This window comes from Streptomyces vulcanius, from assembly GCF_042653945.1.
Classification (GTDB): Bacteria; Actinomycetota; Actinomycetes; order Streptomycetales; family Streptomycetaceae; genus Streptomyces; species Streptomyces mangrovi.
The window spans coordinates 160,853-182,549 of record NZ_JBHSFK010000009.1 but is presented as its reverse complement, the minus strand read 5'-3'; the positions used below and the strand labels follow the sequence as shown (position 1 = coordinate 182,549).

19 protein-coding genes are annotated in these 21,697 nt (G+C 70.8%); 6 read left to right on the top strand and 13 right to left on the bottom strand.

Annotated features, from left to right (window positions below; translation table 11 throughout):
• The first annotated feature begins 16 nt into the window (after positions 1-16).
• The 3 genes from ACFPIH_RS16155 (at position 17) to ACFPIH_RS16145 (ending at position 2,789) form a co-directional block, all read left to right on the top strand.
• On the top strand, positions 17-427 hold the full coding sequence (locus ACFPIH_RS16155) for a GlcG/HbpS family heme-binding protein (RefSeq protein WP_381172407.1): 411 nt from the start codon (positions 17-19) through the stop codon (positions 425-427).
• A 109-nt stretch (positions 428-536) separates the two neighbouring features.
• Positions 537-1,790, top strand: a complete 1,254-nt coding sequence (locus tag ACFPIH_RS16150; RefSeq protein ID WP_381172409.1) for a CaiB/BaiF CoA transferase family protein — start codon at positions 537-539, stop codon at positions 1,788-1,790.
• A 63-nt stretch (positions 1,791-1,853) separates the two neighbouring features.
• Positions 1,854-2,789, top strand: coding sequence for a hydroxymethylglutaryl-CoA lyase (locus ACFPIH_RS16145; RefSeq protein ID WP_381172411.1), 936 nt, complete (start codon positions 1,854-1,856; stop codon positions 2,787-2,789).
• 77 nt (positions 2,790-2,866) lie between these two features.
• Here the strand turns inward: ACFPIH_RS16145 and ACFPIH_RS16140 are convergent, their stop codons facing one another.
• On the bottom strand, positions 2,867-4,291 hold the full coding sequence (locus ACFPIH_RS16140) for an FAD-binding oxidoreductase (protein ID WP_381172413.1): 1,425 nt from the start codon (positions 4,289-4,291) through the stop codon (positions 2,867-2,869).
• A gap of 29 nt (positions 4,292-4,320) precedes the next feature.
• Positions 4,321-5,505 (bottom strand): acyl-CoA dehydrogenase family protein, encoded by a 1,185-nt coding sequence (locus ACFPIH_RS16135; protein ID WP_381172414.1) that lies wholly within the window; start codon positions 5,503-5,505, stop codon positions 4,321-4,323.
• Between the two features lie 277 nt (positions 5,506-5,782).
• Between ACFPIH_RS16135 and ACFPIH_RS16130 the strand changes: the two genes are divergently transcribed.
• Positions 5,783-6,997 (top strand): cytochrome P450, encoded by a 1,215-nt coding sequence (locus ACFPIH_RS16130; protein ID WP_381172415.1) that lies wholly within the window; start codon positions 5,783-5,785, stop codon positions 6,995-6,997.
• On the opposite strand, the gene ACFPIH_RS16125 is transcribed toward ACFPIH_RS16130, so the two are convergent.
• Positions 6,969-7,322 (bottom strand): aldo-keto reductase family protein, encoded by a 354-nt coding sequence (locus ACFPIH_RS16125; RefSeq protein WP_381172417.1) that lies wholly within the window; start codon positions 7,320-7,322, stop codon positions 6,969-6,971. The genes ACFPIH_RS16130 and ACFPIH_RS16125 overlap by 29 nt on opposite strands.
• Before the next feature lie 239 nt (positions 7,323-7,561).
• On the opposite strand from ACFPIH_RS16125, the gene ACFPIH_RS16120 reads away from it, so the two are divergent.
• On the top strand, positions 7,562-8,458 hold the full coding sequence (locus tag ACFPIH_RS16120; RefSeq protein WP_381172419.1) for a helix-turn-helix transcriptional regulator: 897 nt from the start codon (positions 7,562-7,564) through the stop codon (positions 8,456-8,458).
• Between the two features lie 120 nt (positions 8,459-8,578).
• Here the strand turns inward: ACFPIH_RS16120 and ACFPIH_RS16115 are convergent, their stop codons facing one another.
• From ACFPIH_RS16115 to ACFPIH_RS16085, 7 genes are all read right to left on the bottom strand, one after another.
• Entirely contained in the window at positions 8,579-9,715 is a 1,137-nt protein-coding gene (locus ACFPIH_RS16115; RefSeq protein ID WP_381172422.1) for an XdhC family protein, read from the bottom strand.
• 82 nt (positions 9,716-9,797) lie between these two features.
• Complete coding sequence (locus ACFPIH_RS16110) at positions 9,798-11,993, bottom strand: xanthine dehydrogenase family protein molybdopterin-binding subunit (RefSeq protein WP_381172424.1); 2,196 nt, start codon at positions 11,991-11,993, stop codon at positions 9,798-9,800.
• Positions 11,990-12,970: an FAD binding domain-containing protein gene (locus ACFPIH_RS16105; protein WP_381172426.1), complete on the bottom strand. Its 981-nt coding sequence runs from the start codon at positions 12,968-12,970 to the stop codon at positions 11,990-11,992. Before ACFPIH_RS16105 ends, ACFPIH_RS16110 begins: the two co-directional genes overlap by 4 nt.
• A 6-nt stretch (positions 12,971-12,976) precedes the next feature.
• Positions 12,977-13,618: a (2Fe-2S)-binding protein gene (locus tag ACFPIH_RS16100; RefSeq protein WP_381172428.1), complete on the bottom strand. Its 642-nt coding sequence runs from the start codon at positions 13,616-13,618 to the stop codon at positions 12,977-12,979.
• Between the two features lie 233 nt (positions 13,619-13,851).
• Positions 13,852-14,676: a flavodoxin gene (locus ACFPIH_RS16095; protein ID WP_381172430.1), complete on the bottom strand. Its 825-nt coding sequence runs from the start codon at positions 14,674-14,676 to the stop codon at positions 13,852-13,854.
• 137 nt (positions 14,677-14,813) lie between these two features.
• Positions 14,814-15,665, bottom strand: coding sequence for an aldo/keto reductase (locus ACFPIH_RS16090; RefSeq protein WP_381172432.1), 852 nt, complete (start codon positions 15,663-15,665; stop codon positions 14,814-14,816).
• 44 nt (positions 15,666-15,709) lie between these two features.
• Positions 15,710-15,949: a hypothetical protein gene (locus tag ACFPIH_RS16085; RefSeq protein WP_381172434.1), complete on the bottom strand. Its 240-nt coding sequence runs from the start codon at positions 15,947-15,949 to the stop codon at positions 15,710-15,712.
• Positions 15,950-16,113: 164 nt separating this feature from the next.
• Between ACFPIH_RS16085 and ACFPIH_RS16080 the strand changes: the two genes are divergently transcribed.
• A complete protein-coding gene (locus ACFPIH_RS16080) occupies positions 16,114-17,010 on the top strand; it encodes a helix-turn-helix transcriptional regulator (RefSeq protein ID WP_381172436.1) in 897 nt (298 codons plus the stop codon).
• A gap of 12 nt (positions 17,011-17,022) precedes the next feature.
• Here ACFPIH_RS16080 and ACFPIH_RS16075 read toward each other — a convergent pair whose 3' ends face one another.
• From ACFPIH_RS16075 to ACFPIH_RS16065, 3 genes are all read right to left on the bottom strand, one after another.
• Complete coding sequence (locus ACFPIH_RS16075; RefSeq protein ID WP_381172438.1) at positions 17,023-17,937, bottom strand: helix-turn-helix transcriptional regulator; 915 nt, start codon at positions 17,935-17,937, stop codon at positions 17,023-17,025.
• 489 nt (positions 17,938-18,426) lie between these two features.
• Positions 18,427-20,094 (bottom strand): amidohydrolase, encoded by a 1,668-nt coding sequence (locus tag ACFPIH_RS16070; protein ID WP_381172440.1) that lies wholly within the window; start codon positions 20,092-20,094, stop codon positions 18,427-18,429.
• A 47-nt stretch (positions 20,095-20,141) separates the two neighbouring features.
• Entirely contained in the window at positions 20,142-21,683 is a 1,542-nt protein-coding gene (locus ACFPIH_RS16065) for an APC family permease (RefSeq protein WP_381172442.1), read from the bottom strand.
• Positions 21,684-21,697 lie beyond the last annotated feature (14 nt).

Genomic DNA, 21,697 nt, shown 5'->3' with positions numbered 1-21,697 from the left:
TCGGGAAGGCAACAGCATGTCCGAAACAGTGATCACCGAACAGCTCGGCGAGCGAGGCGCTCTGAAGATGCTGAAGTTCGCCGTGGAGAAGGCCCGCGAACTCGGCACCCCGGTCGGCGTCGGCATCGTGGACGCCGGCGGTCATCTGCGGTCCTGGGCACTGATGGACGGTGCGCCGAAACTGGCGTACGACGTCGTGCTGAAGAAGGCGAGGACAGCGGCGTACATGGGTCAGCCGACCGGTGACATTCCGCCCGAGCCGGCCGCAGTCCTGAGCCAGGCCGCCACCGACTTCGTCAACCTGCCCGGCGGGCTGCCGGTGATCAAGGACGGCCAGGTGCTCGGCGCCATCGCCGTCGCGGGCAGTGACCCCAAGACCGACGTCGTCGTGGCGGAGGCGGGCATCGCCGCACTCGACCTGGCCTGAGGGCCCCAAGTCGCCCGCAGGGCAGCGACCCTGACAACTCTTCAGCTGTCCTGCGGGTCACCCTCCCTCCGCCTCCCACGCCGAGGCGGAACACGACCGAAGGAGCGTCATGCCGGTGCGTGCGGAAGCCGAAGACGCCGCCGAGGCTTCACACAACGAGATGACCGGCGGTGCGCTGACGGGCGTGCGGGTGCTGGAGATCGGCTCCATCGTCGCGGGCCCCTTCGCCGGCCGGCTGCTCGCGGACCACGGCGCCGACGTCATCAAGATCGAGGCACCAGGGCGTCCGGATCCCCTGCGGGACTGGGGGCAGCACGCCTACCGCGGGCACCGGCTGTGGTGGACGATCCACGCACGCAACAAGAGGTGCGTCACCCTCGACCTGCGCTCGGAACGCGGACAGAACCTGTTCCTCGACCTCGTACGCCAGGCCGACGTCGTGATCGAGAACTTCCGTCCGGGCACGCTGGAGCGGTGGAACCTCGGTTACGACCGGCTGAGCGCGGCCAACCGCGGCCTCGTGCTGGCCCGGGTGTCGGGGTTCGGACAGACGGGCCCCTACCGCCACCGTCCGGGATACGCCTCGGTGGCCGAGGCCATGGGAGGGTTGCGGGCGATCAACGGGTTCCCCGGTCAGGCCCCGCCCCGGATGGCGGTGTCCCTCGGGGACTCGCTCGCCGGAATGTTCGCCGTGCAGGGCGTGCTCGCCGCCCTGCTCCACCGGCAGCGGACGGGCCAGGGACAGGTGGTCGACGTGGCCCTGACCGAGTCGTCGCTCGCCCTGCTGGAGTCGGTGATCCCGGAGTACGACCGGCTCGGCAAGGTCCGTCAGCCCTCGGGGACCCGGCTCGACGGCATCGCCCCCTCGAACCTCTTCCTCACCAAGGACGAGAAGTGGCTGATCGTGGCGGCCAACCAGGACACGGTCTTCGGGCGGCTGTGCGCCGCGATGGAACGCCCCGAGCTGGCCGTCGACCCGCGCTTCGCCACGCATGTGGCCCGCGGGGAGCACCAGGAACTGATCGAGTCGATCGTCGCGGACTGGGTGTCCGAGCGGACCGCCGCCGAGACGCTGTCCCGGCTGGAGGCGGCGGACGTCGTCGCCGGCCCGGTGTACACGGCCGCGGACATCGTCGTCGACCCCCAGTTCCGGGCCCGGGACATGCTCGTTCCCCATCACGACGAACGCCTCGGTGAGGACGTCCTCGGCCCCGGCGTCGTACCGCGGCTGTCCGGGACCCCCGGCGCGGTGCGCTGGGCGGGCCCGCCGGAACCCGGGTGGCACAACGAAGAGGTCTACGGACAACTCCTCGCCCTGGGACCGGACGAGATCGCGGAGCTGCGGCGCGAGGGTGTCGTGTGACAGACCCCGGCGCCGCGGAGACACACCTCGGCGCCATGGACTCGACTGAAGGATCCGAACTCCATGAGGACGACACCGCCTCTGCCGCCGCGCATCAACCTGCGGGAAGTGGGCCCGCGTGACGGTCTGCAGATCGAGCGCCCGATCCCCACCGCCGAGAAACTCCGACTGCTGGACCTGCTCGTACGCAGCGGCCTCAAGCGCATCGAGGCCACAGCCTTCGTCTCCCCGCGTGCCGTGCCCGCCATGGCCGACGCCCGCGAGGTCGCGGAGGCGCTGCGCCAGTGGCCGGACGTCCAGTGGTCCGCGCTGGTGGCGAGCGAAGGCGGAGCCCACCGGGCCCTGGAGGCGGGGGTCCGCACCATCGAGTACGTCGTGTCCGCCGCGGACGGCCACAGCCGAGCCAACGTCAAGCGCACGACCGCCGAGTCGCTCGCCGGAGTCGGCAGGATCGCCGACCTGGTGCACGACGCGGGCGGCACCTGCGAAGTGATCGTCGCCACCGCATGGGACTGCCCCTTCGACGGCCCGACGCCGGACGACCGCGTTCTGAACATCGCGCGGGAGGCAGTGTCCCAAGGAGCCGACGCCCTGTGCCTGGGCGACACCATCGGGACCGCCACACCCCTCCGGGTCGTCCAACTGATCGGCGCCGTACAGGAGATCGCCCCGCGCGTCCCCGTGGGCCTGCACATGCACAACACGCGCGGCGCCGGACTCGCGTGCATTCTGGCGGCGATGCAGATCGGCGTCGTCGACATCGACGCGTCCATCGGCGGCCTGGGCGGCTGCCCGTTCGCGCCGGGGGCCAGCGGCAACGTGCCCACCGAGGAACTCGTCCATCTCTGCGAGGAGATGGGCGTGGCCACCGGGTGCGACCTGGACGCCCTCGTCGAAGCCGCGGGCTTCGCCCAGCAGGCCGTAGGCCGCCCCCTGCCGAGCGGCGTACTCAAGGCGGGCGGCAGGCCCGGAGCTCTGAGCCGAGTGCCTGGGCGCTGAAGAGGGGGACCAGAAGCTGAGGAGGGCGGCTCTCCTTTCGGGAGCCGCCCCTCCTCTTCCCTCCGGGTTCCTTCCGGTCAGCTGGAGCCGAGTGGCTCGATGTTCTTGTTGAAGCGCAGCAGGTTCTGCGGATCCCACGTGGTCTTCGCCTGCACCAACCGCGCGTACTTCTCGGGGCTGCCCCATACACCGCGGCGCCACTCGGGCCCCATGTCGGTGGTGAGGTTGACGTAGCAGTTGTCCCGCGCGTGCGGCCTGAGATCCGCGTACAGGGCGTCGACCCAGTCGTGGAAGCCCTTGTCGTCCTCGGGCCGGTCCCACTGGGTCACGGCCTCCCAGAACCAGACGGTGCCTTCCCGGGAGAAGGCTGTGGAGTCCTCGGCGAAGTCCTCGCTGATGGCCCCTCCCATGGCCCAGAGGTTCTGGACGGTGCTGGGCAGCGGAGGGTCGGCCTGTGGCAGATGGCCCGCGGCGTGCCGGACCGTGAGGTCGATGACGTCGTCGCCGAGTCCGGACAGGTACGCGCCCTTGGTGTACACGCGGCGGCCGAGCGGGGCGATCACGTCGAGCATGCTGTTCGCCGCGGACCAGGGGACCGGCGCGATCAGTTTGGCGATGGCCGGTCCGAGCGCCGCGAGCGCGTCCGTCACCGCCTCGGTCCTGTCCGCCGGACCCGTGTACACCACGATCAGCATCAGGGCGTCCGCGCCGTGGTGTTCGACCGGCAGCGGGGGCAGGGGCGGACACTCGGTCAGGGCGGCGATGACGGACAGTTCCCTCGGCGCCGTGGGCATGTGCTCGCGCAGTGCGGCGAGCACCTCGGGGGCGTGCGCCAGTGGGAAGGGGATGAAGCCGGCGGCCACCTGGCGCGACATAGGCCGGGCCTGGAACTCCAGGCCGGTCACCACACCGAAGTTGCCGCCTCCGCCCCGCAGCGCCCAGAACAGGTCCGGGTTCTCCTGTTCACTCGCCCGCACCCGGCGCCCGTCGAGCGTCACCACGTCGCAGGACAGCAGGCTGTCCACGGTGGCCCCGTACCGGCGCATGTTGTATCCCACGCCGCCGCCCAGGGTGAGGCCGGCGACGCCCGTGGTACTCACCGTGCCGGCCGGGACGGCCAGTTCGTACTTCTCCAGCGCGGAATCCATCTCGCCCAGCAGCACCCCGGCGCCCAGGCGTACGACGCCGGTCGCCCTGTCGACGTCGATGGCTTTGAGCGCGGTGAGGTCGAGGACGAGTGCGCCGTCCGGCATGGCCGTTCCGTCGACGCCGTGGCCTCCGGCGCGTACGGCCAGCGGAGTGCCTGTCTCCGTGGCGAAGCGTGTGACGGCCAGTACGTCCCGCTCGTCGGCGGCCCGTGCGATCAGGGCCGGCGTCGCCCCGCCGTCGTGCATGTTGAAGATGGCTCGGGCTGCCGTGTAACCGGGGTCCCGGGGGCGGAGGAGTTCGCCTCTGAAATCGGTGGGGAAGTGCTTGAACACGCCCTGTTCGGTCTCGGGCATGACTTTCCTTTCCGGGGAAGAGCTACGGCTCAGATGAACGCCACACCGGGTTCGAGACCGCACAGGACGCGGCCGTGCAGTTCCGCGTTGGTGCTGTGCAGGATGAAGGAGTGCACCGACAGGGCCTGTATGTCGCTGACGATGCGCGAGAGCGGATCCTTGCGGTGAATGGCGGAGGCGCCGGACGCCTGCTGGACGATCTCCACGACCTCCCGGCACAGCAGTGCGGTCCACGCGGCGTCGGCACGGCATCGGACCCGCAGCGCGGTGTCCGACGGGTCCTCGGCCACCATCGCGACGGTGGCCGCGGCCCGTTCGGAGTGGAACCGGGCCTGGTCGAGCTTCATGACCGCCGAGTCCATCTGGAAGTGCGTGATGGCGGCGTCCGCCTGGCGCGTGTACTGCGTATAGGTGATACCCCGCTTCTGGACACGGTCCTTCATGAGGTCCAGGGCGGCCCCGGCCATGCCGAGGGGCGTCCCCGTGGCGCCCGTTGCGAAGAACGGGATGAAGGGCATCCTGAAGTAGGGGTCGTCCGCGAGGGTCTTGGAGAGCGACAGCACCTTGGTGGGGTCGGCGAAGGGCAGCACCCGGTGCTCGGGCACGAAGACACCGTCTGTGGACAGGGAGGCGGAGCCGGTTCCGGAGAGCCCCGAGACGTCCCAGTCGTCGGCGCTTCGGCACTCACCGCGTGGGACGAGGAACTGCGCGGGCGTGGGCGGCCGGCCGTCCCTCATGATCAGGGACGAGAGCAACGCCCAGTCGGCGTGGTGCTGTCCCGAGCAGAAACGCCAGGTTCCGGTCAGACGGTAGCCACCGCTCACCGGCACCGCTTCGCCCGCGGGGTTGAACGCGGCCAGCGTCTTCGGAGTGCCTACGGAATAGACCTCGTCCTGCGCCTCGTCGGAGAAGCCGGCGACCATGTACAGGGTTCCGATGTAGATGCTGGCGACCCAGGTCGTCGAGGCGCAGCCGCGCGCCAGTTCCTCTCCCACATCGATGAACGTGCTCAGGGGGACCTGCCGGCCGCCTCGGACCTTGGGAGCCATGAGCATCAGGAGCCCGGAGTCCTCCAGCGCAGCCATGGCCTCGTCGGTGGGGCGTGCCAGACGACGTGCTTCCTCGGCGTTCGACTGCAGGAGCGGCACGAGGCGGGATGCTGTCTCGACCGCCTCGGCTGCGATCGAGTCCGGCTCGTCCACGGCTGACGCCAAGCCCGTCCCCGTGGCTGCCCGCGTCGGTCCAATCGCCATTGATTGCCTCCTCGTGGAATCCACCGGGATCCGCCCGCAGGTACTCGGCGATGGTGGTGGTGTGGAACATAGAGGAGTTTGACGTCAGCGTCCATAGTTTGTCACTGACGTCATCGGCCGGGGTGTGGCGGGGCGCCTTGGGGGAAGTCGTTGTGTGGGTGATTTTTCGATGTTAGCATCAAATAATCGACGCGATAGTAGAATCGCGTCGACTGGTCTGCTGGAAGGGTGCCTGACAATGCCGTCACCATCCCCTCGGAGCGACGATCTGCAAGAGTCCGCTCTGACTGATTTCAGTACCTATGGAACGACGCCGGCCGAGGCCCACGAGCGACTCGCGGCGGCTCGGGGGAAGTGCCCGGTCGCTCGCAGTGAGGAACTGGGCGCTTTCGACATCCTGCTTCGGTATGCCGACGTCAGGAACGCCGCAAAGGACTGGAGAACGTTCTCGTCGAGGCCCTCGGCGGTGCGTCCGGTCGCGGCCAGGGCCCGTCTCGCGATCGACTGGGATCCGCCGGAGCACACCGCGTGGCGCGAGATTGTCAACCTCGGGGTGGATGATTCGACTCCTGATCGCATCGAAGGGCTGGTGCGCGCCGACACCGTCGATCTGATCGATTCGTTCGCTTCCAGAGGGGAATGCGATCTGGTCGCGGAATACTGCGAGCAGGTGCCGCTGCTGGCGATCTGCCACATCCTGGGATTCGACTCCGAGCACAAAGCCGAAATTCGTCGCCTGTCCAGCGACGTACTCGCGAGCCTGAAGGAGCCGGAGCGACTCAGGAAAGCGCTGGGCGACTTTTCGCAGATCGCTACGGCGCCGGTGCTGGAACGTCGGGGCAAGGAGGGCGGGGATTTTCTGACCCTGCTCGCGAACGCCGAGATGAACGGTCGGCCGCTCGATGTGCAGGAGATCACGGACACCATGGTCAGTCTGCTCCTCGCAGGGCATGAGACCACGGTCTCCGGTTTGAGCAGCCTCCTCTACGAGGTACTGCGGCGCCCAGAGGTACGCGACAGGCTCATCGCGGATCCCGACCTCATCCCGGCGGCGGTGGAGGAGGCGCTGCGTCTGCATCCCCCTGTCTTCGGGTTCTATCGGCGCGTCACATCGGATGTGAGCATCGAGGGTGTGGACCTCGCCGAGAACTCGACGGCCTACCTGTGCTGGGCCGCGGCGAACCGCGACCCGGAGAAGTTCACCGACCCCGACGAGTTCCGGCTCGACCGAGGGATGTCACGGCACCTGACGTTCGGATTCGGCATACATGCCTGCCCTGGCCAGGCGGTCGCCCGAATGGAGATGACCGTCGCCGCGACCGAACTTCTGAAGCGGCTCCCGGACATCCATCTGGGCGCCGACGATATCCGGCACGAGTTCCGTGGTTCGGAAACCGAGTCCCTTTCATCGCTGCCCGCAGTTTTCACACCGACCTCATATCGGCGGGGCTGAACCTGACTTCGTCCACGTCCTGGGCCGACGTGGCGCCCTTGGGTACGGCCCAGTCCTGGAGCAGCGGACTGATCGTCCCGGTCGTGAAGGCCATGCCGAGAGGAGCCCAGCACACGAAGCCGATGCCGAGTTCCTCACAGAGCGGGAGGACCTCCGCGTCGATGTGGTCCGTCCGCAGGCGCCGCAACATGCCGTCGACGGCTCGGCGAACGTGCTCCGGGCGGCTGTTCAGGCCGCCTCGGGTGCCCGTGTCCGGGTCGATGTCCCAGCCGAACTTCGACGCGATCACCACGTCCTCGCGGACGGGACGGGCCCCGGTGCCCATGGCGGGCGACGACCAGCGAGGTCGCTGCGAGTGCGGCCGCGCTCAGGAAGCCGCGACGGCCGCGGTCTGTCGAATCGCGGTTCGGCGCGCTGTCCTGTTGGTGCATGGATTACATCCCTCATGGTCGTCTCATCGGCACTGCCCCCACCTCCGGAACGTACGGATCGACGCCACCCGTCGGCGCAGCCGGACAAGCCCCCATCGGTCAGTTGTGGTCAGTGGCTGTCACACTGAGGGACGTGGCAGGCGAGCAGCGGGAGAGGAACAGCGGCACCGACCTCGGGCGTTTCCTGCGCGCCCGCCGGACGGAGGTCAGTCCCGAAGAGGTCGGCATCAAGGTGGGCCCGGGGCTGCGACGGACGCCGGGGCTGCGACGGGAGGAGCTGGCCACCCTCGCCGGGGTGAGCATCGACTACTACGCCCGCTTGGAACGCGGCCGGGAGATCCACCCCAGCCCGGCTGTGCTCGACGCCCTGGCACGGGCGTTGCGCCTCGGGGAAACCGAGCACAAGCACCTGCACGACCTCTGTCTGCGTGCCGCTCGCGGGCAGTCTCCGAACCAGGGCATGCCCAGCCGCTCCGTGGACCTCGGCACCGAGTTGCTGCTGGAGCGTCTGCGGCCCTTCCCGGCCCGGGTGCTCAGCCGCACCATGGACCTGCTCGCCGCCAACCCGGGAGGACTGCGGACGCTGACCGGCATCGAACGCTGGCCCGTCAAGCAGCGCAACATCGCGAGATACGTCTTCCTCCACCCCATGGCCCGCGAACTCTTCCCCGACTGGGAGGTGATGACCCGCGGCTGCGTCGCCAGGCTGCGAGCCCTGGCGGGCACCGAGCCGGACGCTCCCGACCTCGCCGAACTCGTTGACGAACTGCTCCTCAAGAGCCCGGAGTTCACAAAACTGTGGGAGTCCTACGACGTGCGGGCATTCGCCAAGGGTCACAAGACGCTGCAGCACCCTGAGGTCGGCACTGTCACCCTCCGCTACCAGTCCCTGCTGATCGAAGGCACCCCGGGGCATCGCCTGGTGGCGTACTACGCCCTGCCGGACACGCCCGACTACGACGCCGTGGTCCTCCTCGACCGGGCGGATCAAGGCCGCGGTGCGACCTCCACCGAGAGACACCCGGGCTGACCCGTTCTTCGGAGGCGTCGGCACCGGCGCCGGGCGTGGGGTGCGCGGGCATGCCGGCCACCATCACCTCCCGGGCCGGAAGTTGGCACCGGTGCGAAGTGCGGGTCCGCGGATGCCGCGCTACGGCGTCGTCCGGTGGTGGATGGGCCCTGTGTGCCGGGTAAGGGGCGTACCCGAGGCCTGATGGGTGTGAGCGATGATCTCCGCGGCGATGGAGATCGCTGTCTCTTCGGGAGTGTGCGCGCCGAGATCGAGTCCGATCGGCGAGTGCAGGCGGGCGAGATGCGCTTCCGGGATGTCGGCCTCCCGGAGCAGTTCCAGACGGTGCTGGTGGGTGCGGCGCGAGCCCATCGCGCCGACGTAGCCCACCGGCAGGCTCAGCGCCTGGCGCAGCAGGGGGATGTCGAACTTGGCGTCGTGGGTGAGGACGCAGACGGCCGTGCGGGCGTCCACTTCGGTGGCGGCGAGGTAGCGGTGCGGCCAGTCGGCCACGACCTCGTCGGCATGCGGGAAACGGGCAGGGGTGGCGAAGACGGGACGGGCGTCGCACACGGTGACCCGGTAGCCGAGGAACCTGCCGATCTCACTCAGCGCGCCGGCGAAGTCGACAGCGCCGAAGATCAGCATCCGCGGACGGGACGCGTGGGTGTGGACGAGGACGGACAGTCTCTCCGGGCAGGTTGTCGTGTCTCCGCCGACCTCGACCCGGCCGCTACGGCCCGCGCGCAGCAGTGCGCGGGCCTGTCCCGCCACCGACCGCTCCCACGGCTCCCACCGCTTGCCCTGCTCGCCGCCCGCGGCCGCCTCGTGTGTGCTGCCGTCGCCGGTGAAGCCCAGGGTGCGGCCGAGGAGTTCCTCGGGCCCGTCGACGATCTGGGCCACAGCGGCGGGCCGGCCGGACGCCACCTCGTCGAGGGCCGCGATGAGGTGGGGCTGGTCGGTGGGGTCGATCCGCTGTACCAGGACGTCCAGTTCACCGCCGCAGGTCAGGCCGACGGCGAAGGCGTCGTCGTCGGAGTAGCCGAAACGTGCCCGAGTCGGGCGTTCGTCCGACTTCAGTACCTGTTGGCACAGCTCGTAGACCGCCCCCTCCACGCAGCCTCCGGACACGCTGCCGATCACGTCGCCGTCGGCGTCCACGGCCAGGGCGGTGCCGACGGGCAGCGGTGCGCTGCCGCTGACCCGGATCACGGTGGCGAGGGCGAAGGGGCGGCGTTCGCGGCACCAAGTGCGCAGCGTGTCCGCGATGTTGAGCATGGGGGGAACTCCAAAGAGGGCCGAGGGCTTGCGGGGAACGGCCCTGGGCAGCGGCGCGGATCACCGCTGCCCAGGGCGTGGCTCAGAGCAGAGCCTCGGCGGTGATGGGCAGGTCGCGCACCCGTCGGCCCGTGGCGTGGAAGACGGCGTTCGCGATGGCGGGGGCCACGCCGACCAGGACGACCTCGCCGAGGCCCTTGACGCCGAGGGGGTCGGCCTCGTCGTCCCGGCCGTCGACGTAGATCGCCTTCAGGTCGCGGACGTCGGCGTTGACCGGGACGAGGTAGTCGGCCAGGTTGGCGTTGACGATCCGGCCGTCGCGGTGGTCGGTGACCGTGTGCTCCAGCAGGGCCGCGCCGATGCCGCCGACCATGGCGCCGATGGCCTGGCTGTCGGCGAGCTTGGGGCTGATGATCCGGCCCGCGTCGAAGACGCCGAGCATCCGCCGCACCCGGACCAGCCCCAGGCGGGCATCCACCCCGACCTCGGCGAACACCGCGCCGTAGGCATACATCGAGGACCGGGACTGGCCAGGGGTCCAGGAGCCCATCGCCTCCAGATACTCGCGCCTGTTGCGGGTGAGGAGCCGCCGGTACGTCTCACCGCGTGCGGGGTTGTTCCCCAGGTGCAGTCGGCCACCCCGTACGACGATGTCGGCGGCGTCGGCGCCGTACAGCGGCGAGTCCTCGTCCCCCACGGCGAGTTCGATCGCCTGCTGTCGGAGCTTGTCGCAGCCGTCCTGGACGGTGGAACCGACGCTGGCCATGGTCAGCGAGCCGCCGTGGAGCGGGGCCGTGGGCAGGTCCGTGTCGCCCAGCCGGAAGGTCACGTGACGGACCGCGAGGCCCAGGGCATCGGCGGCGACCTGCGTCATGGACGTGTAGGTGCCGGGGCCCATGTCACTGGTCGAGGACTCGACCAGGGCGGTGCCGTCGGCATCCAGCCGTACCCGGGCCTGGCCCGGCGCCCGCAGGGTGTCGTAGACCGCGGTCGCCATCCCGGTGCCGATCAGCCAGTCGCCGTCGCGGGTGGAGCGGGGCCTCGGGTCGCGGCGGTGCCAGCCGAACTCCCGGGCGCCCACGGTGTAGCACTCGCGCAGCCGCCGGGTGGAGAACGGGCGTCCGCTGGCCTGGTCGTTCTCGGGTTCGTTGCGCCGCCGCAGCTCGATGGGGTCGATGCCGAGCTCGTGGGCGAGTTCGTCCATCGCGCTCTCGATGGGGAAGGCGGCGCTGGAGTAACCCGGGCCGCGCATCGGGGTCGGGGTGTTCACGTCCAGCGGCACCGTCCGGTACGTCTGGGCGACGTTGGGCGTGGTGTAGAGCATCCGCCCCGGGGAGAGGACGCCGCGCTCCGCGAACGTCTCGTACCTCGACGTCTCGGCGCGCAGGTCGTGGGTCATGGCCGTCAGCCGCCCGCCTCGGTCGCTGCCCAGCCGCACCCTGTACTCGTACGACGGCCGGTAGCCCACCCCGAAGTAGAGCTGCCGGCGCGTCAGGACGAGCTTGACCGGGCGGCCCGTCTCGCGGGCGGTGAGGGCCGCGACGGTGATGTGCGGCCAGGCCCGCGCGGCGTTGCCGAACGCGCCGCCGACGAAGGGCGAGATGACGCGGATGGACTGCGCCGGAATGCCGAAGTTCGCGGCGAGCTCGTCCCGCGGACTCTGCACCCACTGCGTCTTGTCCCACAGCGTGAGCCGGTCGCCGTCCCAGTGGGCGACGGTGGCGTGGAGTTCCATCGCGTTGTGGTGGTTGCGGGCGGGGCGGTACGTCATCTCCAGCTGGACGGGGGCCTCGCGCAGGGCGGCCTCCGCGTCGCCGCGCGCATAGGTCACCGGCGCGCCCGCCGCCGGGGCGTCGGCCAGGTCGGTGGCGGGCCGCTCGGTGTCGTAGTCGACCTCCACCAGGCTCGCGGCGTGCTGGGCGGCCTCCAGGGTGGTGGCGACGACGACGGCGACCGGCTGGCCGTGGAAACGGACCCGGTCGTCCTGGAAGACCCGCAGCCGCTCGCCCGGGAGGTTGAGCGACCCGGGGTTGCGCCCGTAGGGCAGCGTCGGGGCGTTGCGGTGGTGGATCACCTTCAGCACCCCGGGCTGGGCTTCGGCGGCGCGGGTGTCGAGGCCGGTGATGCGGCCGAGGCCGACGCTGCTGTCGACCACGACCGCGTGCACGACCCCGTCGAGTTCGTGATCGGCGGCGTACTTCGCCTGGCCGGTCACCTTCAGGCGCCCGTCCACGCGGGAGAGCGGTGCGCCGACGGCTGCCTGCGGCTGAGGGCTCATGCCATGTCTCCTACGATGCGCAGCTGGCGTTCGACGGTGCGTTTGAGCAACTCGACCTTGAACCGGTTGTGCGCCAGCGGGCGAGCCCCGTCCGCGGCCGACGCGGCGGCCCGGGCCCAGAGCCGTTCGGAGGGGCGTTCGCCGATGAGGGCTCGCTCGACGGCGGGCAGCTTCCAGGGCACCGTCCCCACGCCGCCGGCGGCCACCATCGCCTCCCGGATCGCGCCGCCGCGGATGTGCAGGGCGACGGCCGCGGAGGTGAGGGCGAACTCGTAGGACTGGCGGTCCCGCACCTTCAGATAGCCGGACTTCAACGGGCGTGGATGGGCCGGAATCTCCACCGCGGTGATCAGTTCGCCCTTTTTCAGCGCCTGTTCGCGGTTCGGAGTGCGACCGGGGCGCAGCAGGAAGTCGGCGAAGGGGACGGTGCGCTCCCCGTCCGGGCCACGCAGATGTACCCGAGCGTCCAGGGCGGCGAAGGCGACGGCCGCGTCGGAGGGATGGGTGGCCACGCAGTCCTCGGAGGCGCCCAGAATCGCGTGGGTGCGGTTGAAGCCCTCCCGCGCGGCACAACCCGAGCCGGGTTCACGCTTGTTGCAGGCCGCCGTCACGTCACGGAAGTACGTGCACCGGGTGCGCTGCATGATGTTGCCGCCGATGGTGGCCATGTTCCGTAACTGGGCGGACGCGCTCAGCTCCAGTGCCTGCGAGATGACCGGATAGGTGGTGCGCACCTTACGATGGGCGGCGGCCTCGGCCATGGTCACCAGCGCGCCGATGCGCAGACCACCGCGCTCGGTCACGGTGACCTCGCGCAGTGGCAGTGCGCTGATGTCGACCAGCGTGCCGGGGCGTTCGACGGTCTCGCGCATCAGGTCGACCAGGGTGGTCCCGCCGGCGATGTAACGGCCGCCGCGCCGGCCCGCCTCGAGAGCCTCGCGCGTGCTCGGCGCCTTGGTGAAGGAGAAGGGATACATCGGCACTCACTTCCGGCCCGAGGCCTGCTCGACCGCGCGCACGATCTTCACGTAACAGCCGCAGCGGCAGATGTTGCCGCTCATCCACTCCCGGATCTCCTCGGCGGAGCCGGTGTGACCCTCCTGCGTACAGCCGACGCCCGACATGATCTGGCCCGGCGTGCAGTAGCCGCACTGGAAGGCGTCCTGGTCGATGAACGCCTGCTGGAGCGGGTGGAGTTGGTCGCCCTTGGCCAGACCCTCGACGGTAGTGACCTCGGCGCCCTCCAGACGCACCGCAAGGGTGAGGCAGGAGTTGACCCGTCGTCCGTCGACCAGCACCGTGCAGGCCCCGCAGGCGCCGGCGTTGCAGCCCTTCTTCGACCCGGTCAGACCGAGGTGCTCGCGCAGCAGGTCCAGCAGCGAGGTGCGGTTGTCGACCGTGACGGTGTGCCGCTTGCCGTTGACGGTCAACGAGACGCTGCTGCTGGGCGACGCCTCGGCGGCAGCGGCCTCCTCGACGCCGAGCAGTGACGAACCCGCGCCCAGCCCGCCTGCCGCGATGACACCGCCGGCCGCGGACGTCGTTGCGATGAAGGTGCGACGCGATGGTGTGGACGGGGGACGGGTGGGGGGAGCCATGGCTGACTCGGAAGCTTCGGTGGACATGCTCACTCTCTCGACACGAGGAAGGTGGGGGACTTGCTGATCGGCGTGAGCTCACGACGGAGGGTTGCCCTGCCTGGCACGGCATTTCGGGTTCCGCCCAGCCTGGCGGGTCAACTGGCTGTGTGGCAGGACGTGTTGTGCAGGGGAACGGTGAGCCAGGCTGTGACAGGGCCCCTCTCCCACCTGTCTCACGGGGCACGGCGCTGTCAGACTGGGGCGTTTGGGAAGCGGGTTCAGTCCCGGAGAAGTCCGATGCGCCGCAGCCACGACCGGACCTCGGTGTCGGCCTTCCGGACCTCCTCGCCGCGCACCGCGAGCCCTTCCCCGATGGTCGCGCTCGGGCAGGACGCCGCGTAGTCGCGTTCGGTGGTGCCCAAACCGCTCATCGCATACGTCGTGACCGGATGGACCGTCTTGCCGCGGAAGTCGTACCGCTCGGCGAAGGTCGACATGATCATCGGTGCTCGGACGTTCCAGATGGGGCTGCCCAGCAGCACCACGTCGTAGCGGTCGATCGACGCCGGGGGATCGACGACGGCCGGCCGCGCATCGGCGTCCTGCTCACGGACATTGCGCGCGACCGTCGCGTCGTAGTCGTCGGAGTAGGGGTCGACGGCTTCGATGCGGTGCACGTCGCACGCGAGCAGCTCGGTGATCATTCCGGCGAGGACCTCGGTGTTGCCGACCTTGAGATCCCTGCGCCCGCGGTAGTGGTAGTTCTCGCCCGGCCGGGAGAAGTAGGCCAGCAGGACCCGCTTCCCGGGCGGGGCCGTGGCCGTGGCCGCGGGCCGCTCGGTGGACTCCGGGGCCGCCCCGCCCGACGACGGGGAACAGCCGGTGATCTCGATACCGGTCATGACGGTGGCTCCTCCCAGAAGTACGCCACGAAGGAGCGCGCGTCGCCCCGGCGCGGCGGAGGCGATGAGCTCGAAGGGAGGCCGCTGCCACGGGGCGGCGCCGGGGAGCAGCTGCTCGGTTCGCCGCTCGTCGCGTACGGCGGGCTGTCCGATGCCGCCGGTCGCGCCGGCCATGAGTACGTCGGTGATGTTGTGGGACATGGTGAGGCCCTCGTCCGTGAGGTGGGGGCGCCGTGAGGACGGCGACGAGGTGGAGGCCCTCTCGCGCGGGTGCCTCGGTCCGGGCGGGTGGAGGCACCCGCGCGAGAGCTCTGGGGCGGTTGCCGCCGTCTGCCGGGTCAGCCCTCCAGGCGCCGCGCGCTGAGCCAGTTGACCATGGCCGGGTCGCGGTGGTCGAAGAACAGCGTGCCGCCGGTCTCCAGGGTGGCGATGGCCGTCATCTGGTCGTCGGTGAGCTCGAAGTCGAAGATGTCGATGTTCTCCGCCATGCGCTCGGGGCGCACGGACTTGGGGATCGCGACGACGCCGCGCTGGGTCAGCCAGCGCAGCACGACCTGCGCCACGGACTTGCCGTGCTTCGCGCCGATCCCGCTCAGGACCGGGTGGGTGAAGATGTCGTTCTTGCCCTCGGCGAACCCGCCCCACGACTGGATCTGGACCCCGTGCTCACGCATGACTTCCTGGTCGGCGGTGCGCTGGAAGAACGGGTGGGTCTCGATCTGGTTGACCGCGGGCGTGATCTCGTTGTTGATGACGAGGTCGAGAAGGCGGTCGGGGTAGAAGTTGGCGACGCCGATCGCCTTGACGAGGCCCTCGCGGTGCAGGTCCTGCATGGCGCGCCACTGGCCGTACACGTCACCGAAGGGCTGGTGCATCAGGTACAGGTCGAGGTGGTCCAGGCCGAGCTTGTCCAGCGAGGTCTCGAAGGCACGCCGGGTGTTCTCCTGCGCGGGAGCGTCCTGGACCCACAGCTTGGTGGTGACGAACAGCTCCTCACGCGGGATACCGCTGTTCTTGATCGCGCGGCCGACGGCCTCCTCGTTCAGGTACGCGGCAGCGGTGTCCAGCAGCCGGTAGCCGGCGGCGAGCGCGTCGGTGACGGCCTGCTCGGTCTGCTCCGCCGGGATCTGGAACACGCCGAAACCGAGGATCGGCATCTCGACGCCGTTGTTGAGGGTGACGCTCTGCATGGGACTTTCCTTCTGTACGGAACGGGGGTGGGGCAGCCGAGCGGTCAGGGGCCGGCGTTCACGCGGGCCCGGGCCCGCGGCGGTGGCGGTGGCCGGAATCTGATGTGGGGCAAAAAGGTCTCGCGCAGCAGGGCGGGGGAGGACGGAACGACCGTCGCCGCCCCGGTTCCGATCGTGAAGGAGCCGAGCAGGACGGCGCCGGGCGCCCTACGCTCGCCCGACCCGCTCGGCGGCGGGCCGGCCGCGCCGACCTGGAGCGATGCGGGCGAGGCGGACGTGGACAAGGGACGATCTCCTGGACTGGAAGGCCGGGTGCTGACAGACAACGAGCCTCGCGTCTTTCCCGCCCAGGTGGCAGGCCGGGCTGTGCCGGGGAACGACGTTCAGGGGTGTCACAGGGCCCCCCACACGCCCGCCACGCAGGTCAGAGCGGTGTGACACTGACACCATGGCATCCGAGCAGAGCACCGGCAGGAGCGCCGACCTGGAACTGGGCCGGTTCCTGCGCGCGCGCCGCACCCAGACCAGCCCCGACCAGGTCGGCCTCACCGTGGGCACCGGACTGCGCCGCACCCCCGGCCTGCGCCGCGAGGAACTGGCCACGCTGGCCGGCATCAGCATCGACTACTACGTCCGCCTGGAGCGCGGCAACGAGACCCGTCCCAGTCCCCCCGTGCTCGACGCCCTGGCCCGAGCCCTGCAGCTCGATGACACCGAGCACCAGCACCTGCGCGAGCTCGCCGCCCGGGCCGCGAGGTACGTTCCCGAAACGTCGCCGCCCAGCCGGACCGTGCGCCCGCACCTGAAGCTGGTCCTGGAGACGATGCGGCCGAGCCCGGCCTATGTCATCGGCCGCAGCATGGACCTGCTCGCCTGGAACCCCGGCGGCCTCGCCCTGTACGCCGGACTCGCCGACTGGCCCGCCACGCAGCGCAACCTCGCCCGCTACCTGTTCCTCCACCCCACCGCGCGCACCCTCTTCCCCGACTGGGACAACCAGGTCCGCGGCTGCGTGGCCCGGCTCCGCGCGGTGGCCGGCACCGACCCGGACGCCCCCGACCTCGCCGGCCTCGTGGGTGAGCTCCTGCTCAAGAGCCCGGACTTCGCCAAGCTGTGGGAGCGCTACGACGTCGTCGGGCGGAAGAGGAACCAGAAGACCTTCCACCACCCCCAGGTCGGCATCCTCACCCTCAGCGGCCAGAGCCTGCATATCGAGGACACCCCCGGCCAGCGCCTCGGCGTCTACACCGCCGAACCCGGCACCCCCGACCACGACGCCATGCTCCTGCTCGACATGACCGCACCCGCACCCGAGCCCGCCGCGCAACGGCGCGCACGGTCCTGACGACCACCTGGCTCAGGTGGAGGACGTGCTCTCGTCCGCGGAAGAGGACGTCTCCTTCCGCGGTGCCGGCTGGGAGCCGAGCATGTCGAGGAGGACGAGGGCGTCATAGTCGGCGGTGCCCGGCTCGGCGTAGTACGTGATGAGCCGGTGGCCCGGCGTGCCCTCCAGTTCCATGGACTGGTAGCCGAGGGTGAGGTCGCCGACCTCGGGATGGTGGAAGGTCTTATGTCCGTGAGCGCGGCCCTTGATGTCGTAGCGCTCCCACAGGCGGGCGAACTCCGGGCTCTTGAGCAGGAGTTCACCTGCCAGCCGGATGAGGTCGGGGGCGTCCGGGTCGGTGCCGGCCAGGGCGCGGAGCCGGGCCACGCAGCCGCGGACCTGGCAGGCCCAGTCGTGGAAGAGGGTGCGGGCGGCGGGGTGGAGGAAGACGTACCGGGCGAGGTTGCGCCGCCTGGCCGGCCACTTCTCGATCCCGGTCAGCAGCCTCAGCCCGCCGGGATTGGCGGCGAGCAGGTCATTGGTGCGGCTGACCACGTGCGTGGGGTTCGGCCGCAGGCCCTCCAGCAGCAGCTTCACACCCGGCCGGATGGTCCTGCTGGGTACCGCCGGAGGGTCCGGCGCGGTACGGGCGGCGAGGACGGCCAGGCCGCGCAGGTGCTCGTGTTCGTCCTCCTCCAGGCGCAGAGCCCGGGCCAGGGAGTCGACGACGGACGTGCCGGGTCTGGTTTCCTTGCCGAGCTCCAGGCGGGTGTAGTAGTCGACGCTGATCCCGGCGAGGGCTGCCAGTTCCGCACGGCGCAGCCCGGGCGTGCGGCGCGGGCCCGGGGCGACCGTGAGACCGGCCTCGGCGGGGGTGAGCCGAGCCCGACGGGCGTGCAGGAAGCGCCCCAGCTCGGTACCCCCGCCGAGGGGCTGCTCACGTGTCATGTTTTTGAGTGTGCGGCCGGAGGGTGACCTGCCGGTAGGGCGCGTGGGGGGCCCTGTCACGCCCCTGAACACGGTTCCCCGGAGCAGCACGGTCTGGCACGTGCCACGCGAGCGTGGGGGTGGGCGCCGCACTCACGGGTCCACCGCGTCGAGGAGCAGTTCGGTCACCGCTTCGGGCGCCGTGACCATGGCGTCGTGCGTCGCGTGCAGGACGCGAGGAACTCGGGATCATCGGCGTAGCTGTGGGGTCCTGCACGTGGGTGTCCAGGCCGATCTCCGGACTCAGCAGATGCGCTCGCTCGCCGAGACCCGTCAGCGTGGGCGTGTCCACCGTGTGACCGGCCCGCCGCAGCGCGGCGGCCACGCGCTTCCAGCACCAGCCGCCGTGCCGCCCACCGTGCGGGAGCACGAAGGGCGGACGGGGTGAGACCGGCGCAGCCGACATCACGACGGCGGGCGGCCGACCGCGCGAGGTTCATCACCGTGCCGTCAGGCGTCGGGAGCCGCGTGGACGCGTTCCCCCGCCACGAAGGTCTCGAGGACCCGGGTGGCCGTGATTTCCTCGGGCGGCCCCGTGAACGGGTCCCGGTCGAGGACGACCAGGTCGGCGGCCTTGCCGACGGTGATGCTGCCGGTGACGGCGTCGAGGTGGTTCACATGGGCGCTGCCCGCTGTGTACGCGGCGAGGGCGGCGCCCAGGTCGAGGCGTTGTCCGGGAAGGAACCGCGGGGTGCCCTCGGGGGCGTCCGGGGAGATCCGGTTGACGGCGACATGGATGGCCTGGAGCGGGTCGGGGCTGCTGACCGGCCAGTCGCTGCCGGCGGCGAGCGTCGCTCCCGCGCGGAGCAGGTCACCGAAGGGATACTGCCGGGCGCCGCGTTCGGGGCCCAGGAACGGCAGGGTGAGTTCGTCCATCTGCGGTTCGTGGGCGGCCCACAGCATCTGCAGGTTGGCGGTGGCGCCGAGTGCCCGGAAGCGTCGTACGTCGTGGGGGTGGACGACCTGGAGGTGCGCCAGGTGGTGGCGGGTGTCCCGCTGCCCGTTCGCGGTACGGGCGGCCTCGACCGCGTCGAGCGCCTCGCGCACCGCGCGGTCGCCGAGGGCGTGGAAGTGGACCTGGAAGCCGAGCGCGTCGAGTTCGGTGACGTACTTCCTCAGCTCGCGGGGTTCGACGAAGCTGATGCCGCTGGTGTCCGAGGCGCAGCCGCAGCCGGTGAGGTACGGGTCGAGCATGGCCGCGGTGTGGTTCTCGGCGATGCCGTCCTGCATGATCTTCACCGTGCCGGCGCGGAACCGGCCGGTGCTCAACTCCGCGCGTCGCGCGACGAGTTCGGGGATCTGCTCGGCACCGCGTTCGCGGTCCCACCACAGCGCGCCGACGACGCGGGCGGTGAGCAGTCCCCGGTCCAGGGCCACGCGGTAGGAGGGTGCCGGGTCGGTCATGTTGGCGTAGGCGCCGACGATGGCGTCCTGCCAGGCGGTGACACCGTGCGAGTGCAGCACGGCCTGGGCGCGCAGCAGGGCGGCCAGCTGTTCCTCGGGCGTGGGGACGGGTACCAGCCGGCCCACGAGATGGACGGCGCCCTCCTGGAGCATGCCGGTCGGGTTGCCGTCGGCGTCGCGTTCGATGCGGCCGTCGGCCGGGTCGGGGGTGCGGGCGTCGATGCCGGCCCGCTCCAGCGCCAGGGTGTTGACCCAGGCGCCGTGGTGGTCCCGGTTGGGCAGGAAGACCGGCCGCTCGGGGACGACCGCGTCGAGGGCCGCGGCGGTGGGGGCGCCGCCGGGGAACGCCTCAAGGGACCAGCCGCCGCCGGTGATCCATGCGGCGTCCGGGTTCTCGTCGGCGTACTTCCGGATCCGCCGCAGGTACTCGGCGGGGTCGACGGTGTCGGCGAGATGGCACAGGCCGAGTTCCAGGCCGGCGCCCTGCGGGTGCACATGGGCGTCCTGGAAGCCGGGCAGCAGCAGCTTTCCGGCGAGGTCGACGACCTCGGTGCCGGGGCCGACCAGTGCGTGCACCTCGTCATGGCCGACGGCCGTGATCCGTCCGCCGTGCACGGCCACGGCGGTGGCACGGCTGCGGGCGGGATCGACGGTGTGGACGGGCCCGCCGGTGAGGACGAGATCGGCGGGGCCCGTGACCTGGGACTGCGGCATGGGGGGAACTCCGGGGAGGGGAAGGCTGACGGGAACGGGCGCTGCGCTCAGACGGCCGTGCGGTCCATGGGCAGGACGATGGCCTCGGCGTCGGTGCCGCGTCCGGTCGCGAAGTACGGCGACCGGCGGACGTACTTGGCCACCGCGGCCATGCCGAGCCCGGCGAGGACGATGACGGCGGGCAGGGAGAACATGAACCAGCCGTTGTCGGGGCTCAGTTCGAAGTGGTCGCTCATGGTCAGGTACGAGTATCCGAGATAGCCGCCGAGCCCCAGCAGCACCAGACCGGACACGGCGGGCACGCCCACGGCGAGCACCGCCGTCCGCAGCCCTTCCCGCCCGGCGGACCGGAAGCGGACGGCGCACGCCAGCGCGGTGAGACCGTAGTAGAGGGCGACGAGCAGGCCGATGGCGTTGACGGCGGCCAGCAGCATGTCGCTCAGCCGGGGCAGGGCGACGGCCAGCAGGGCGATCGCGGAGGCGATGGCCAGCACCACGACCGTGCCGGCGGCGGGGGTGCCGTACCGCGGGTGCACCCGGGTCCACACCGGCCCCATGGTGCGGTCCCGGCCCATGGCGAGCAGCCCGCGCGCCGTGGGGATCAGGGTGGACTGCACGGAGGCCGCGGCCGAGAACATCAGGGCGACCACGGGCAGCGTGGCCCAGGGTTCGGCGGCCACCTTCTGCGCGAGGTACGGCAGGGCCTGCGGGCCGTTCTCGATGAGTTCGGTGAGACTCATCTCCCGCTGGAAGGCGACCGAGGCGAAGAGGAACAGGCCGAGCATCGCGAACAGCGCGATCAGGCCGCCGCGTGCCGCGTCGTCCGGCTTCCTGGTCTCCTCGGTGACGCTGAAGGCGGCGTCCCAGCCCCAGAAGAAGAACACCGCGAGCACCATGCCCTGGGCGAAGGCGGTGCCGTCGGCGATCTCGAAGGGGTTGAACCAGGAGAAGGAGAAGGACTGGTCGCCGGTGACGAGGGCCCAGCCGCAGAACCCCAGCAGCACGGCGTACTCGAAGACCAGCAGCGTGAACTGGAAACGGGTGGTGGCGCGCGTGCCGGTGACGGCGAGGGCGGTCAGACCGAGCAGGAGAACCAGCCCGACGGCCGTACTGACGCCGGTGGACGCGGGATCGAGGGCGACGCCCGCCAGGGTGTGCAGGCCGGCCTTGTTGGCGAAGATCAGGACGACCGAGCCCATGACCGCGCTGGTGTAGGCACAGAAGATCACCGAACCGACGACGGTGACCCATCCGGTCAGGAAGCCGGGCCAGGGGCCGAGGGTCTTGCCGACCCAGGTGTAGCCGTTGCCGCAGTTGGGTTCGGATCTGTTGAGGCGGGCGTAGGCGGTGGCGATACCGAGCACGGGCAGGAAGGCGAGGAGCAGGAGTGCCGGGGCCTGCAGGCCCACGATGGTGGCGACCGTGCCCATGCCGATGGCGATACTGGTGGTGGCCGCGGTGCTGGAGGCGGCGATGGCGACACCGTCGACGACACCGAGGGAACGGCGCAGTCCGGTGCCCGGCCCGCCGGACGGCGTGGCCGGCTGGGCCGGTGTGGAGGGCTGGGGAGACGGAGACGGGGACGGCATGAAGGGCTCCTCGC

Coding starts and splice junctions, on each gene's coding strand:
- ACFPIH_RS16155 (WP_381172407.1), top strand. CDS start 17: ATGTCCGAAACAGTGATCACCGAACAGCTCGGCGAGCGAGGCGCTCTG.
- ACFPIH_RS16150 (WP_381172409.1), top strand. CDS start 537: ATGCCGGTGCGTGCGGAAGCCGAAGACGCCGCCGAGGCTTCACACAAC.
- ACFPIH_RS16145 (WP_381172411.1), top strand. CDS start 1,854: ATGAGGACGACACCGCCTCTGCCGCCGCGCATCAACCTGCGGGAAGTG.
- ACFPIH_RS16140 (WP_381172413.1), bottom strand. CDS start 4,291: ATGCCCGAGACCGAACAGGGCGTGTTCAAGCACTTCCCCACCGATTTC.
- ACFPIH_RS16130 (WP_381172415.1), top strand. CDS start 5,783: ATGCCGTCACCATCCCCTCGGAGCGACGATCTGCAAGAGTCCGCTCTG.
- ACFPIH_RS16125 (WP_381172417.1), bottom strand. CDS start 7,322: ATGGGCACCGGGGCCCGTCCCGTCCGCGAGGACGTGGTGATCGCGTCG.
- ACFPIH_RS16115 (WP_381172422.1), bottom strand. CDS start 9,715: ATGCTCAACATCGCGGACACGCTGCGCACTTGGTGCCGCGAACGCCGC.
- ACFPIH_RS16110 (WP_381172424.1), bottom strand. CDS start 11,993: ATGAGCCCTCAGCCGCAGGCAGCCGTCGGCGCACCGCTCTCCCGCGTG.
- ACFPIH_RS16105 (WP_381172426.1), bottom strand. CDS start 12,970: ATGTATCCCTTCTCCTTCACCAAGGCGCCGAGCACGCGCGAGGCTCTC.
- ACFPIH_RS16100 (WP_381172428.1), bottom strand. CDS start 13,618: ATGTCCACCGAAGCTTCCGAGTCAGCCATGGCTCCCCCCACCCGTCCC.
- ACFPIH_RS16095 (WP_381172430.1), bottom strand. CDS start 14,676: ATGTCCCACAACATCACCGACGTACTCATGGCCGGCGCGACCGGCGGC.
- ACFPIH_RS16090 (WP_381172432.1), bottom strand. CDS start 15,665: ATGCAGAGCGTCACCCTCAACAACGGCGTCGAGATGCCGATCCTCGGT.
- ACFPIH_RS16080 (WP_381172436.1), top strand. CDS start 16,114: ATGGCATCCGAGCAGAGCACCGGCAGGAGCGCCGACCTGGAACTGGGC.
- ACFPIH_RS16075 (WP_381172438.1), bottom strand. CDS start 17,937: ATGACACGTGAGCAGCCCCTCGGCGGGGGTACCGAGCTGGGGCGCTTC.
- ACFPIH_RS16070 (WP_381172440.1), bottom strand. CDS start 20,094: ATGCCGCAGTCCCAGGTCACGGGCCCCGCCGATCTCGTCCTCACCGGC.
- ACFPIH_RS16065 (WP_381172442.1), bottom strand. CDS start 21,683: ATGCCGTCCCCGTCTCCGTCTCCCCAGCCCTCCACACCGGCCCAGCCG.